The 13,158-nt window shown below is 62.1% G+C and carries 12 protein-coding genes and 1 tRNA gene; 5 read left to right on the forward strand and 8 right to left on the reverse strand.

Going from position 1 to position 13,158, the window contains the following annotated elements; genetic code table 11:
- Nucleotides 1–27 precede the first annotated feature (27 nt).
- The 4 genes from A4A58_RS26410 to A4A58_RS26425 are packed head-to-tail and all read right to left on the reverse strand — an operon-like array spanning nucleotide 28 to nucleotide 5,140.
- Nucleotides 28–597, reverse strand: coding sequence for a sarcosine oxidase subunit gamma (locus tag A4A58_RS26410; RefSeq protein ID WP_081422076.1), 570 nt, complete (start codon nucleotides 595–597; stop codon nucleotides 28–30).
- On the reverse strand, nucleotides 590–3,580 hold the full coding sequence (locus A4A58_RS26415; protein ID WP_068737806.1) for a sarcosine oxidase subunit alpha: 2,991 nt from the start codon (nucleotides 3,578–3,580) through the stop codon (nucleotides 590–592). The genes A4A58_RS26410 and A4A58_RS26415 overlap by 8 nt, the downstream gene beginning before the upstream one ends.
- Nucleotides 3,577–3,870: a sarcosine oxidase subunit delta gene (locus A4A58_RS26420; RefSeq protein WP_068737808.1), complete on the reverse strand. Its 294-nt coding sequence runs from the start codon at nucleotides 3,868–3,870 to the stop codon at nucleotides 3,577–3,579. Before A4A58_RS26420 ends, A4A58_RS26415 begins: the two co-directional genes overlap by 4 nt.
- A 16-nt stretch (nucleotides 3,871–3,886) precedes the next feature.
- The gene (locus tag A4A58_RS26425; RefSeq protein ID WP_068737810.1) at nucleotides 3,887–5,140 is read right to left on the reverse strand and encodes a sarcosine oxidase subunit beta family protein; all 1,254 of its coding nucleotides are present in this window, start codon (nucleotides 5,138–5,140) and stop codon (nucleotides 3,887–3,889) included.
- Nucleotides 5,141–5,418: 278 nt separating this feature from the next.
- Between A4A58_RS26425 and A4A58_RS26430 the strand changes: the two genes are divergently transcribed.
- From A4A58_RS26430 to A4A58_RS26440, 3 genes are all read left to right on the forward strand, one after another.
- A complete protein-coding gene (locus A4A58_RS26430) occupies nucleotides 5,419–5,934 on the forward strand; it encodes a prolyl-tRNA synthetase associated domain-containing protein (RefSeq protein WP_081422077.1) in 516 nt (171 codons plus the stop codon).
- Nucleotides 5,935–6,206: 272 nt separating this feature from the next.
- Nucleotides 6,207–7,229 carry a GlxA family transcriptional regulator gene (locus A4A58_RS26435; protein ID WP_081422091.1) on the forward strand — a complete coding sequence of 341 codons (1,023 nt, stop codon included), beginning with the start codon at nucleotides 6,207–6,209 and terminating at the stop codon, nucleotides 7,227–7,229.
- Between the two features lie 33 nt (nucleotides 7,230–7,262).
- Complete coding sequence (locus A4A58_RS26440; RefSeq protein ID WP_068738010.1) at nucleotides 7,263–7,754, forward strand: GNAT family N-acetyltransferase; 492 nt, start codon at nucleotides 7,263–7,265, stop codon at nucleotides 7,752–7,754.
- Nucleotides 7,755–7,914: 160 nt separating this feature from the next.
- Here A4A58_RS26440 and A4A58_RS31875 read toward each other — a convergent pair whose 3' ends face one another.
- From A4A58_RS31875 to A4A58_RS26455, 4 genes are all read right to left on the reverse strand, one after another.
- Entirely contained in the window at nucleotides 7,915–8,094 is a 180-nt protein-coding gene (locus A4A58_RS31875) for a DUF6538 domain-containing protein (protein ID WP_433993657.1), read from the reverse strand.
- Between the two features lie 84 nt (nucleotides 8,095–8,178).
- Nucleotides 8,179–8,268, reverse strand: a tRNA-Ser gene (locus A4A58_RS26445).
- 564 nt (nucleotides 8,269–8,832) lie between these two features.
- Entirely contained in the window at nucleotides 8,833–9,927 is a 1,095-nt protein-coding gene (locus A4A58_RS26450; protein WP_068737811.1) for an ROK family protein, read from the reverse strand.
- Between the two features lie 97 nt (nucleotides 9,928–10,024).
- Nucleotides 10,025–10,927, reverse strand: coding sequence for a LysR family transcriptional regulator (locus A4A58_RS26455; protein ID WP_068737817.1), 903 nt, complete (start codon nucleotides 10,925–10,927; stop codon nucleotides 10,025–10,027).
- A gap of 154 nt (nucleotides 10,928–11,081) precedes the next feature.
- Between A4A58_RS26455 and A4A58_RS26460 the strand changes: the two genes are divergently transcribed.
- Nucleotides 11,082–12,245 carry a mandelate racemase/muconate lactonizing enzyme family protein gene (locus A4A58_RS26460; protein ID WP_068737818.1) on the forward strand — a complete coding sequence of 388 codons (1,164 nt, stop codon included), beginning with the start codon at nucleotides 11,082–11,084 and terminating at the stop codon, nucleotides 12,243–12,245.
- Nucleotides 12,246–12,614: 369 nt separating this feature from the next.
- Complete coding sequence (rplU, locus tag A4A58_RS26465) at nucleotides 12,615–13,109, forward strand: 50S ribosomal protein L21 (protein WP_068737819.1); 495 nt, start codon at nucleotides 12,615–12,617, stop codon at nucleotides 13,107–13,109.
- Nucleotides 13,110–13,158: the final 49 nt, after the last annotated feature.

Consider the following 13,158-nt stretch of genomic DNA (forward strand, 5'->3'; position numbering starts at 1 on the left):
CACGGTCTCCAGGGCGCAGCCGGGCTGCTAGGACAGGCTTCGCGCTTCGTCGAGGAACTGCCAGACATAGGGCGCAAACGAACGCCATACATCCACGTGGAACACGTGCTCTTCAGAACGTGACAGCAGAAGTGATGCCTTGCCCAGCACCGTGCGCGTGCACATCCCGACCGGGAACGCCTTGAGGGACAGATCCAGCGGGCAGCCATGGTTCAGCACCAGCGCCGCCGTTGGACCCGCAACCGCGATGCCATCCGAACGATGGCTGACATCCACGAGCGAGCAGGCCTGTGCCTGCAGCGCTACCGACATCCCGCCAAATACCTCGATCGGATCCTCGTTCACCGCCTGGAAGAGCCACTCGTCCGGCCCCAACCAATAGACCGACCGGCCGCCAACCGCCGCGAAACGACAGGCCTCAAGACTCGGCTTGACGCCGAAATGCGCCCCGGCCGCCTCGATCGCCTCGGTCTTGCCGCGAAATACCAGCTTCGCCGCATCGGGAAGAATCGAGAGCGTTGTGGCGGACGCAGCAGTGGTGCCGGATGACCGCATTGGGGACAACGCGTTCGAACGCATGATCGCGGGACTAAGCATTCAAACGTTCCCCTTTCGGATCGAACAATATCGAGTCGACGACTTTCGCCTTGATCACGCCGTCCGGCATCGGGATCGAGAGCTCCTCCCCCATCCGCGAGCGACCACCGCGAACGAGTGCCAGCGCGATCGAGCGGTTCAGCGTCGCGCTCCAGTAGGCGGAGGTGACATGTCCGATCATCGGCACCGGGATCGGATGGGTCGGATCGAGCACGATCTGGGCGCCCTCTTCGAGAACCGCCTTGGGGTCCGTCGTCAGCAACCCGACCAGTTGCTTGCGGTCTTCCCTGACCAGCGCCGGCCGCGACAGCGAGCGCTTGCCGACGAAATCCCGCTTCGCCTTGCCGACAGCCCAGCCGAGGCCGGCGTCATCGGGCGTCACCGTGCCGTCGGTTTCCTGACCGACAATGATATAGCCCTTCTCCGCGCGCAGCACATGCATGGTCTCGGTGCCGTAGGGCGTGATCCCGTAGGACTTGCCCGCAGCGAAAATCGCTTCCCAGACCGCCCGGCCATAACCGGCGGGGACGTTGACCTCGAAGCCCAGTTCGCCAGTGAACGACACCCGGAACAGCCGCGTCGGCACGCCGCAGATACGTCCTTGGCGGACGCTCATATGCGGCATGGCATCGGCCGACAGATCGATGCCCTCGACCAGCGGCTCCAGCACCCTGCGCGCATTCGGTCCCTGCAAGGCAATGACCGACCACTGCTCGGTGGTCGAGGTGAGCCACACTTCGAGGTCCGGCCATTCGGTCTGGAGGTAGTCCTCCATCATGGACAGCACGCGGGCCGCGCCGCCGGTGGTCGTGGTGACGTGGAAACGATCCGTCGCCATGCGGCCGACGACGCCGTCATCCATGATGAAGCCGTCTTCGCGCAGCATCACGCCATAGCGCAGCCGGCCGGGCTCCAGCTTGGTCCAGGCATTGGTGTACATGCGATTCATAAATTCGGCGGCGTCCTTGCCGACGATCTCGATCTTGCCGAGCGTTGAGGCATCGAAGATGCCGACCGACTCGCGCGTCGCCTTGCATTCGCGCGCGACGGCGGCATGCATGTCCTCGCCCACCTGCGGGAAATACCAGGCACGCTTCCAGACGCCGACATCCTCGAACTGTGCGCCCTGGGCTTCGGCCCATGGATGGATGCTGGTCTTGCGCACGGGATCGAACAGATCACCACGCGATTGGCCGGCAAAGGATCCAAAGGTCGTCGGCGTATACGGCGGCCGGAACGTGGTCAGGCCGACCTTCGGCACCGCGACATCGATCTGCTTCGACACCACACCGAGGGCGTTCATGTTGGACAGCTTGCCCTGGTCGGTGGCCATGCCGGTGGTCGTATAGCGCTTGACGTGCTCGATCGACCGGAACCCTTCGCGGGTCGCGAGCCGGACATCCTTGGCCGTCACGTCATTCTGGAAATCGACCCAGGCTCGCTTTTCCGCCTGATGATCGGCCATCACGGAGCCGATGAACGCATCGGCACCCACCGACCGCGCGGAGACCGTATAGCTGCGCTCGCCGCGCGGGGGGAAGCCGGCCTTGGCCGCAGCGTCCCGGCCACCCTTGGCGCCGCTTTCGATGACGCTGTCGAGCGCGAACAGTCCCTTGCACGCCCCGACCGACCGCTCACGCTCGACAGACTCGCCAGGCACATAGGCACGCAGCTCTTCGCTATAGCTGAGCTTGCCGCGGCTCTGCGAGAACAGATGCACAGACGGCGTGAACCCGGCTGACATCAGGATAAGATCGCAAGCCACCGTCTCGGCATCGCCGCCCTGCGCGTTGGAGATCTGCGCCGACTTTACCCGCAACCGGCCCGACGTGCCGCGAACGATGCTGTCGGAGCGAACCTTGATGCCTTCGGCGCGTGCCTTGTCGACCCAATGGCCCGACGCGCTCTTGCGCAGATCCACGATCACCTGGATCTTGGCACCGGCTGCCTTGAGGTCCAGCGCCGCGCGATAGGCGCTGTCGCAGGCGGTGAACACGACCACCTGCTTGCCCGGCACCACGCCGTACCGATTCACATAGGTCCGGGCAGCATCGGCCAGCATGATGCCCGGCCGGTCATTGTCGGTGAAGACGAGCGGCCGCTCGATCGCGCCAGCCGCCAGCACGACTTCCTTTGCCCTGACCTGCCAGAGCCGCTCACGCGGCTGGTTCGCCGCGGGATTGGCCAGATGATCGGTGACGCGCTCGTTGAGACCGACGAAATTGTGCGGGTACCAGCCGAACGCCGTCGTACGCGACATCAGCTTCACGTTGGGGCGCTTGCGCAATTCATCAAGCGCCGCGCGCGCCCAGTCGGCGGCCTGCATGCCGTCGATCGATGCCGAACGATCAGACAGTAGCGAGCCGCCCATCTCTGCCTGCTCGTCGCACAGGATCACGGTGGCATCGCTGTTGCTGGCTTCGAGCGCTGCGGCAAGACCCGCAGGTCCGGCGCCGACGATCAGCACGTCGCAATGCGCAAACACCTGCGTATAGCGATCGGCATCCGGCTCGGCTGGCGCTCTGCCGAGACCCGCCATCCGCCGGATCACCGGCTCATACAGCTTCTTCCAGGCCATGCGCGGCCACATGAAGGTCTTGTAGTAGAAACCCGCCGGCAGGAAGGCCGAGAAATATTCGTTGAGGAAGCCGGCATCGGTCTCGAGCGACGGCCACCGATTCTGGCTTTCGGCCACCAGCCCTTCATAGATCTCGACCTGGGTCGCGAGCAGGTTCGGCGTATAGCGCGATTGGGTCGCGCCGACACCGACCAGCGCATTTGGCTCTTCCGAGCCGGCGGAGACGAAGCCGCGCGGCCGGTGATACTTGAACGAACGGCCGACCAGATGCACGCCATTGGCGATCAACGCGGAGGCCAGCGTGTCGCCGGCCAGACCCTGATACGACTTTCCCTCGAACGTGAAATGAACTGCGTTGCGACTTTCAGCGCCGTCGCCGCGCCGCACGCGATACGTATCCGTCATGGCTTGGCACCCTGATGTTCGGCTTCGGGGCGCTCGCCCATGCGATAGGTGCGCTTGATGACGTCCGTGGTCGTGTCACGGCTGGCATTGAAGAAACGGCCGCAGCCATTGGCGTGTCGCCAACGCTCGTGATGCAGCCCCTTGGTGTTGTCGCGCATATAGAGATAGGCGGCCCACTCGTCGTCAGTGAGGCTCATCGGGTCGGCCGGGCGGGCGATATGCGCCTGCCCGCCATTGGCGAATTCGGCCTCCGGGCGCGGCCCGCAATAGGGGCAATTGATCAAGAGCATCTCGTTTTCCCCGCTATCAATGCGCCACGGCGGCCGCAGCCGCTTCGTCGATCACGGCGCCATCGCGGAATCGCTCGATGGTGAACGGCGCATTGATCTTGTTCGGCTCATCCTTGGCGATCGTGCTGGCGAACACCTCGCCCGATCCCGGCGTCGCCTTGAAGCCGCCGGTGCCCCAGCCGCAATTGACGTACAGCCCGGATACCGGCGTCTTCGCCACGATCGGCGAGCGATCCGGCGTGACATCGACGAGGCCGCCCCAGTTGCGCAGCATGCGCAGGCGCCGGAACGCCGGCACCAGTTCGCAGATCGCATCCAGCGTATGATTGACGATATGCAGGCCGCCACGCTGCGTATAGGACGTGTAGACGTCCGTTCCCGCGCCGATCACCATCTCGCCTTTGTCCGACTGCGATATATAGGCGTGGATCGTGTTCGACATCACCACGCAGGGGAAGATCGGCTTGACCGGCTCGCTGACCAGCGCCTGCAGCGGGAAGCTTTCCAGCGGCAGACGCACGCCGGCCATGTTCATCACCGTGCTGGTATTGCCGGCCGCGACGACGCCGATGCGCTTTGCATTGATGCTGCCGCGCGTCGTATCGACGCCGACCACCTCGCCAGTCGGCGCGCGGCGGATGCCGGTGACTTCGCAATTCTCGATAATATCCACGCCGAGCGCGTCAGCAGCGCGGGCATAGCCCCAGGCCACAGCGTCGTGGCGCGCCGTGCCGCCGCGGCGCTGCAGCGCGCCGCCGAGGATCGGATAGCGCATGGACCCACCGACGTTCAGCGGCGGACAGAATTCTTTGCATTCCTCCGGCGACAGCCATTCATTGTCGATGCCGTTGAGACGGTTGGCATGAACGTGTCGCTTGAAGCTCTGCACATCGTGAATGTTGTGCGCCAGCATCAAGACGCCGCGTGGTGAATACATGACGTTGTAGTTCAGTTCCTGCGACAGCCCTTCCCACAGTTTGAGCGCGTGCTCGTAGATCCCGGCGCTTTCGTCGAACAGATAGTTCGAGCGAATGATCGTGGTGTTACGGCCGGTATTGCCGCCGCCGATCCAGCCCTTTTCGAGAACGGCAACGTTTTTGACGCCGTAGCGGCTGGCCAGATAGTAGGCCGTTGCAAGCCCGTGGCCACCACCACCGACGATGATGACGTCATAGCCCGGCTTCGGTTCAGGCGAACGCCACTGTCGCTGCCAGCCGACATGACCGGTCAGCCCTGCCCGTAGTAATGAAAGCGCTGAAAATTTCTGCATGGCTGTCCACGTTGTGATTGGACGGAGCCTACAACTCGCTGCCGCTTCGCGGCCAGCATCAGCCCGCCAATCATGTTGGATCAGAGCGACATCGGGACGCCGCAGGTTTGCAAAGCCCCGACACGAAACACGTAGATTTGCGACAAGCCGTCCGGCTTCGCTCGCCGGGGTCTCGAATTCGCGACGTATCCATGCGACACGGATCGCTGCCATGTAGACAGGACCGCCTGCCCCGGGCGCACGCAGTCCCGCCACCGAGACGATCAAGGACACGCAGAATGAGCATCGAACGCAGCGACGAGATTCTTCAGTACCTCAAAGACAAGTCGATCGTGGTGGAGACGTTCGAACACCCGCCCGTGCATACGGTGGAAGAGTCGCGTGCACTGCGCGGCGACATTCCCGGCATTCACACCAAGAACCTGTTCCTCCGCGACGGCAAGAAGCGGTTCTTCCTGTTCGTCACCGACGAAGCCGCGACCGTTCAGCTGAAGTCGCTGGCAAAGACGATCGGCGCCAAGGGCGGGCTGTCATTTGGAAGCGCGGAGGCCCTGAAGGAATTGCTCGGGATCGAACCGGGATCGGTCTCGATTCTGGCGCTCTATAACGATGCCAACCAAGCGGTCACCCCCATCATCGATGCGCGCTTGCGGTCGGCGGAGCGCATCAATTGCCACCCCGTCATCAACAGCCGCACGACATCGCTGTCGGTCGGCGCGCTCGACGCATTTCTTGCTGCGATCGGCCGCGAAGCGCAGTTCGCGACGCCAGAAGAGCCGCCGTCCGCCAGCTGACCCTCCTGCGCCGCACCGGCCAACCTGATCTGGCCGCAACAACCAGGGGCTTCCGGGTTCCCAGCAGACGCCCCGAACGTCGCGCGCCAGGCGAGGCGCTTCGCCGCTCTTGCGCGCGCGGCAATGTATTTTTAGGATCAGCCCGTCGTAAATGCCTGCCGCTGCGCGTTGGAGGTATGTAATGATGCGACATGGGTCCGTTTTGGAGCATCGTCTCGCGGCGATCACCCGGATTGCCATTCGACCATATGGTGAATGCGAAGGCAGGGGTGATGCAACCAAAGGTCCGTCCGCTGCGCGTTGGCTTCATTCTGACCAAGAATTTCACGCTGACTGCGTTGGCCAGCTTCGTAGACGTGCTGCGTCTCGCCGCCGACGAGGGCGACAACAGTCGGCCTATCCGCTGCCAGTGGCACATCATGGCCGACACCGACGAGCCGATCCGTGCGAGTTGCGGTCTGCTGATGTATCCGAATTCCCGGTTCCTCGATCCGCGCGAGCTCGATTATGTCGTCGTCGTGGGCGGCCTGCTGCATCAGGGCCCGCAGATCGATGACAAGATCAAGCGCTATCTGCTGGAGGCTGCGAACACCAAGGTCGATCTGATCGGCGTCTGCACCGGCAGTTTTGTGCTGTGGCGTCTCGGCCTTCTCAACCAGAAAAAGTGTTGCATCAGCTGGTACCACTATCGCGATTTCCTGGAGGAATTCGGCGAGACGCTGCCGGTGGCCGACCAGCTCTTCGTCATCGACGGTAACCGCATCACCTGTTCGGGCGGCATGGGCGTTGCCTACCTCGCCGCCCATATCGTGGAACAACGCATGGGCCTGTCGAGTGCGCAGAAGGCGCTCCACATCATGCTGATCGATCGCATGAAACCCGGGTCGTCGGCTCAATCGGCGCCGCCGACCGAATTTTCCGAGACCGACGGACGGATCTCGCGCGCGCTGTTAATGATGGAGCAGAACCTGTCAGCGCCGCTGTCTGTCGCGCGACTGGCCGGCAAGGTCAATCTGAGCACGCGGCAACTGGAGCGCCTTTTCAAAGAGGAAACCGGACAGGCGCCGCAGGCGACATATCTGCGGCTGCGCCTGAAACATGCACGGTGGATGTTGAAGACCGACCTATCGCTGGCCGCAATCGCCGCCGAAACCGGCTTCGTCGACGGCTCGCATCTCAGCAAGGCGTTCAAGGCCGCATTCAATACCAACCCGTCCGAGGAACGGCGCAGAATAATCGGGCAGTCCCACGGACAAGATGCCGGCGAAGGTCGGCGTATATTCAGTCTGGCTTAGGCGGCACTTTTTATGGTCATGCACTCCGACGACCTGATCATTCGCCCGGCTGAGCCGGCAGACCGGACAGACATCTGGTCGGTCATCGAGCCGACCATCCGTGCAGGCACTACCTACGCCCTGGACCCCCTGATGACGAAGGACGATGCTTTGTCCTACTGGCACGGTCCGGATAAACGAACCTTCGTTGCCGTGCGCCAAGGTCAGATCGTGGGATCTTATTATGTGCGCGCCAACCATGACGGCGGCGGCAGCCATGTGGCAAATTGCGGTTACATGACGTTGGCGCGAGCACAGGGCAGCGGCGTAGCTCGATACATGTGCCTGCACTCACTCGAATATGCCAGAAATGCTGGATTTCGCGCCATGCAATTCAACTGCGTCGTGAGCAGCAATACACGTGCGGTGAAACTCTGGACTACGCTTGGTTTTGAGATCGTCGGGCGGCTGCCTGAGGCTTTTCGGCTTCCGACTGGCGAATATGTTGATGCGCTCGTGATGTTTCGTAAGCTTGACGCTCAATGACGGCATCGCGAGGCGCGGTGTGCGCCGCTCCATAATTTTTGCTGATCTGGTTCGGTATCACCATGGCCGAGCACTATGACTGGATCATCGGCGGCGGCGGGCCCGCGGGCCTGATGGAGGCGAGCGGGCGCCGGCTTTGCCGGAGGTTCGACAACGCTCTTCAAATCTCGACAAGTTTCAAGGCGTGGAGTCGCTTTGCCTCGACTGGATCTCGGGTACCGAGGCTAAGCCGCCCTTCGCGTTTGCCGACAAACTCGCGGAGATCGTCCGGCACGCCTCGCCGGAACCAATAGTCGCTGCTGTCGGGATGCTTCCAAGGACGAGACATAGATAGAGCCATGTGTACCACCCGAGTGTACCAATCGGGTGCAAAAAGCCTATTGCTTTCAATGGTCTATTGATTTGGTTGCGATTTTCATCTGGCTGGCGGAGAGGGGGGGATTCGAACCCCCGATGGGCTTGCACCCATGCCGCATTTCGAGTGCGGTACAATCAACCACTCTGCCACCTCTCCAAGGCGCCAAGACCCGCGGTCGCCCGTGGGTGGTTGCGCGGAGTTCTAGGCGAGGATGGCGGGCCAGACAAGACGGGCAGAGCGGAAAATCCGCACCCAATCGCCCGCAGAGCCGCAAAAGCTGGCTTGAGCGGGCGCGTCGACCAGAAGGCTCCCCTTTTCGTTACAGATTCGCAGCTGCAACGGACGCGATGGTCGTGTCTGCCGCATAATGAGCCGCGGAGGCGCCAGGATGATTCGCTGACAGATGTCCGCCTCGGCCATTGGCCGAGGCGGCACCGGGACCACCTGGCCTCCGCGCACTCAGCCACCCGCAGCACCGATGCAAAAGATGACGATGAAAGTGCCCGGGACAAACCGGCATGGCGCGAGCACATCCATGATGCGAGCACTCCGCGCAATTACACCGCGACCAGAAGTCGGGCACCACCGACTGGCTCGATCCGAAAGCGTCGCGCGATGGTGCGCATCATTCCGCCGCCGCGAAGGCCGGCAAGCGCCGGAAACTGAAGAACTGAAAGTCATGACGCCGGATCGCTGTGGCGGGCGCGGCAATTGTCCAACTCAATCCTTGTCCTTCTTCGCTTTCTTGTCGTCCTTCTCTTTCTTGCGGTTGGTGAAGCGGGCATTGCCCAGCCCCGTTCCGATCGTCAGCACGCCCCATCGTTCGAAGTCCTGCATGAAAGGGACTTCACTGAGGCCTTGGACAACGCCGTCATTGTGCATGAGCACCGCAGTATCGTGATCCCCGATTGTGGGAATGCCTTCGGCGAGCAAGGCCGGCAGGTTGAACTTGCTGCTTTCCCAATTACCCGGAAGATTCTGCGCTCCCTTCGCGATGGTGCCGTCTTCGTTGATCACCCCCGGGCACGAGATGCCGATGAACGGCGCCAGCTTGAAGCCTTCCTTGTCGGCGGCGCTGGTCAAGTCCTTCAGCATCTTCACCAGGCGCTTGACGGCGCCTTCGCGCGTCGGCTCGTCATTGGCATGTTTCCAGAGATCGGATTTCCACACCGCGGCCCTAGAGAGATCCTTCGATTTCTTCCATGCGGTTTCAACCACGCCGCAACGGATGTTGGTGCCGCCGATGTCGACCGCGAGAATGCTGTCGTAACCTTCGAAAATCCACGACGGCGCCAGATGCAGGCAGCCGATCAAACCGGCTTCATCGGGATGAAAACGGATCGGCACCAGATCTACCTTCAAGCCTTCCGCCTTGAGGATGATATCGGCACGCGCAATCGCGAGCTCGCCGACGCGACTTTGCCGGAAGCCGCCGCCAACCACGATACATTCGGTATCGGCCCAGGATTTGGTCTTGAAGAAGCGCCGGACGACGTAAGCCAATTCCTGGGCGAACTCCTCGATCGCGCCATGCACCAGCGCTGCTGCCGGCACATCGTCGCCGAGCAAAATCTCATCAAGGCTGGATTTGCTGATCTCGTTGGCGACTTTCTCGCCGAGCGGATCCTCGCCGTTTTTCTTCAGCGGCTTGCGCAGATCGTCCAGAATTTTTTGAAATGCGCCCTTGCTGGCCCGGTCGCCGAGAAAGCCGTCATCGTCCTTCAACTCGATGTTGAACGTGTCCACGTCAACGGATGGCAGCCGCTTGGCACCGTGATTGCCGATGCCGACGGTCGTCATTGTTTCTTCAGCCATATTGCCCCTGCCAGACTAGAACCGCATGATAATGCCCGGGGAACCCATTGGTTTCATCGCCGGAGCAACTGCGTTACGCTGAGTGGTAAATACGGCGTCAGGGCCTTGGCTGTTTCATGCTCTCCTTCAGGCTTTCCAGCAGCAATTGCGCCGGTCGACTCAAGCCCTTGTCGCGCACGGCGACGACGAATTGCCGCTTCGCCCAGTCATTGCTGAGCGGAATGACTTTCAGCCCCAGTGTCTGCTGGATGGTGGACGCTTTTTCCTGCGGGATGATCGCGACAGCCAGTTGCGCCGCGACGATGCGATAGGCGGCGTCCACGGTGGAGACCTGAATGCGATAGCGCATCTGCTTGCCAGCCGCCGCCGCGACACTGCGCTGCATGGTCTGCATGATACTCCGCGCGACGATGTCGACATGCTCGAAGTCGATCGTGTCCTCGAACGATACTGACGTGCGTTTCGCAAGCGGATGATCGGGGTGCACCACCACCGCGAGCTGATCGCGGTGATAGGGAAACGTCTTGAGGCCGCGCAGGTCGACGGCATCCCAGCACACGCCGATATCGGCGCGCCCTTCCTCGACACCGCGCACGACTTCCCAGATCTCGCGCTCTTCCAGACTGACGCGCACGTCGCGATAGCGCTTGGCGAACAGGCTGATGTCTTCCGGCAGTACCTGGGCCACCGCTGACTTCGAGGCAAACACCCGTACGTGGCCCTGCACGCCATCGGCAAAGGCGCCGAGTTCGGCCTGCATCCGGTCGAGCAACTGCAGCGACTCCCGTGCGTAGCGACATAGCGCTTCACCGGCAGCCGTCACCGTGACGCCGCGACGACCGCGTTCGAGCAACTGCACGCCTGCTTCGTCTTCCATCTGGCTGATGCGCTTGCTGACCGCCGAAGGCACGATGGCCTCGCGCTTGGCAGCATTGGCGATATTGCGCTCCTCGCAGACGGCGATGAACAGGCGGAGCGACACGGGATCAAAGCTGCGCATAGAATCTCCGGATGGCTTTAGCCATCTTATATTGGAACCTAAAAGATGAATATTGACCATTTCAGAGATGGCTTATTTTGGCGTATGCCATCTCGAGCTGGCTGCAAGTCGGCCTCGAGCATCTGAAGACCGCCTCAGGAAAGTCACAGGATCCATGCGCATCGTCGACATCCGGGAGCGCACCGCTCCGATCGCCTCCCCCATCGCTAACGCCTTCATCGACTTCAGCAAAATGACCTTGAGCCTGGTCGCCGTGGTTACCGACGTGATCCGCGACAGGAAACCCGTAATCGGCTACGGCTTCAATTCGAACGGCCGCTACGGCCAGGGCGGCCTGATCCGCGAGCGCTTCGCGCCGCGCATTTTGGAAGCCAAGCCCGACAGCCTGATCGACGCCACCGGCGACAACATCGACCCGCACAAGGTGTGGGCGACGATGTTCACCAATGAGAAGCCCGGCGGTCACGGCGAGCGCTCGGTCGCCATCGGGACCATCGACATGGCGGTCTGGGATGCGGTCGCCAAGATCGCGGGCAAGCCGCTGTTTCGCCTGCTCGCCGAACGCTACGGCACCACGGCCGATCCCCGGGTATTCGTCTATGCCGCTGGCGGTTACTACTATCCCGGCAAGGGTCTCGAAGGCCTTGCCTCGGAAATGAAGGGCTATCTCGATCGCGGCTACAATGTCGTGAAGATGAAGATCGGCGGCGCGCCGCTGGCCGACGACTGCAAGCGTATCGAACATGTGCTGAAACTGCTTCCGGCAGGGGCCAAGCTTGCTGTCGACGCCAACGGCCGCTTCGATCTCGACACGGCCGTCGCCTATGCCAAGGCGCTGCGCGAATACGACCTGTTCTGGTATGAGGAAGCCGGCGATCCGCTCGATTACGAGCTGCAGGCAAAGCTCGCCGAGCATTATCCCGGCCCGATGGCCACCGGCGAGAACCTGTTCTCGATGCAGGACGCGCGCAACCTGATCCGTTACGGCGGCATGCGCTCGGACCGCGACTGGCTGCAATTCGACTGCGCGCTGTCTTACGGCCTCGTCGAGTATCTCCGCACGCTCGACATGCTGAAGAGCTACGGCTGGTCATGGCGCCGCTGCATCCCGCATGGCGGTCACCAGATGTCGCTGAACATCGCGGCCGGCCTCGGTCTTGGCGGCAACGAGTCCTACCCTGACCTGTTCCAGCCCTATGGCGGGTTCCCTGACGGCGTGAAGGTCGAGAACGGCCATATCGTGATGCCGGAACTCCCGGGCATCGGCTTCGAGGGCAAGTCCGACCTGATCAAGGAAATGCGCAGCTTGGCGTCGTGAGGATGATGCGCCACTAAGGTACTGGCAGAAAACGTAAAACACCGTCATGGCCGGGCCTGACGTCCGAGGGGACAGCGCGTCCGTTAAAGCGGGCGCAAATACCGGTAGCCGCCAAGCGGCCCAAGACCCTGTTTTGGCCGGTTTTCCGGCCGTTTTCCTTGACTCATCGCCGTCGCGCTCTATAAAGCACCCTTCGGCGCAGGTTTTTCCTCGCGCCGATTGTTTTTGCACGGCCCGCAGCAACGTCTACGAGCCAACCAAAAACTTCGCAGTCTCCTTCGGGAAGTCCGCGGTGAACCCTTATCGACTGAACAAGAAGCCGTCCCGGATCTGATCCGAGGATGGGATCGAACACGAAGGAATATAACGATGTTCGCAGTCATCAAAACCGGCGGCCGGCAATACCGCGTCGTTCCGGATGATGTGCTCGAGATTGGCAAGATCGCCGGCGATGTCGGAACGATCGTGCAGCTTGGTGAAGTTCTCGTGCTGGGCGGTGATACGCCTGTGCTCGGCCTGCCTTTGGTGGCTGGTGCGTCGGTTGCGGCCGAAGTGCTCGATCACAAGCGCGGCCCCAAGGTCATCTCTTTCAAGAAGCGCCGCCGCAAGAATTCGAAGCGCAAGCGTGGCTACCGTGACGAGCTCACGATGATCCGCATCACCGAGATCCTGGCCGACGGCAAGGCGCCGACGATCGGACCTCGCCCGAAGCGTGAGAAGCCGGTCGTGGCCGCTCCGGTTGATGGCGACGAAGCTCCTGCCAAGAAGGCGCCGGCGAAGAAGGCCGCTGCTCCGAAGGCAGCCGCCGCCAAGCCTGCTGCAGCCAAGAAGCCGGCTGCGAAGAAAAAGCCCGCCGCGGAATAAGCCGCTGCGAAAAGTTGAGAATCTGTGAGACAATTCCTTCAAGGAATTG

This window comes from Tardiphaga robiniae (genome assembly GCF_001618955.1).
Taxonomy (GTDB): domain Bacteria; phylum Pseudomonadota; class Alphaproteobacteria; order Rhizobiales; family Xanthobacteraceae; genus Tardiphaga; species Tardiphaga robiniae_A.

What these genes read in the sequence shown, in the direction of transcription:
- A4A58_RS26460 (WP_068737818.1), top strand. Translation starts at nt 11,082, where the DNA reads ATGCGCATCGTCGACATCCGGGAGCGCACCGCTCCGATCGCCTCCCCC.
- A4A58_RS26420 (WP_068737808.1), bottom strand. Translation starts at nt 3,870, where the DNA reads ATGCTCTTGATCAATTGCCCCTATTGCGGGCCGCGCCCGGAGGCCGAA.
- A4A58_RS26425 (WP_068737810.1), bottom strand. Translation starts at nt 5,140, where the DNA reads ATGCAGAAATTTTCAGCGCTTTCATTACTACGGGCAGGGCTGACCGGT.
- A4A58_RS26430 (WP_081422077.1), top strand. Translation starts at nt 5,419, where the DNA reads ATGAGCATCGAACGCAGCGACGAGATTCTTCAGTACCTCAAAGACAAG.
- A4A58_RS26450 (WP_068737811.1), bottom strand. Translation starts at nt 9,927, where the DNA reads ATGGCTGAAGAAACAATGACGACCGTCGGCATCGGCAATCACGGTGCC.
- A4A58_RS31875 (WP_433993657.1), bottom strand. Translation starts at nt 8,094, where the DNA reads ATGGCTCTATCTATGTCTCGTCCTTGGAAGCATCCCGACAGCAGCGAC.
- A4A58_RS26415 (WP_068737806.1), bottom strand. Translation starts at nt 3,580, where the DNA reads ATGACGGATACGTATCGCGTGCGGCGCGGCGACGGCGCTGAAAGTCGC.
- A4A58_RS26410 (WP_081422076.1), bottom strand. Translation starts at nt 597, where the DNA reads ATGCTTAGTCCCGCGATCATGCGTTCGAACGCGTTGTCCCCAATGCGG.
- A4A58_RS26435 (WP_081422091.1), top strand. Translation starts at nt 6,207, where the DNA reads ATGCAACCAAAGGTCCGTCCGCTGCGCGTTGGCTTCATTCTGACCAAG.
- A4A58_RS26455 (WP_068737817.1), bottom strand. Translation starts at nt 10,927, where the DNA reads ATGCGCAGCTTTGATCCCGTGTCGCTCCGCCTGTTCATCGCCGTCTGC.
- rplU (WP_068737819.1), top strand. Translation starts at nt 12,615, where the DNA reads ATGTTCGCAGTCATCAAAACCGGCGGCCGGCAATACCGCGTCGTTCCG.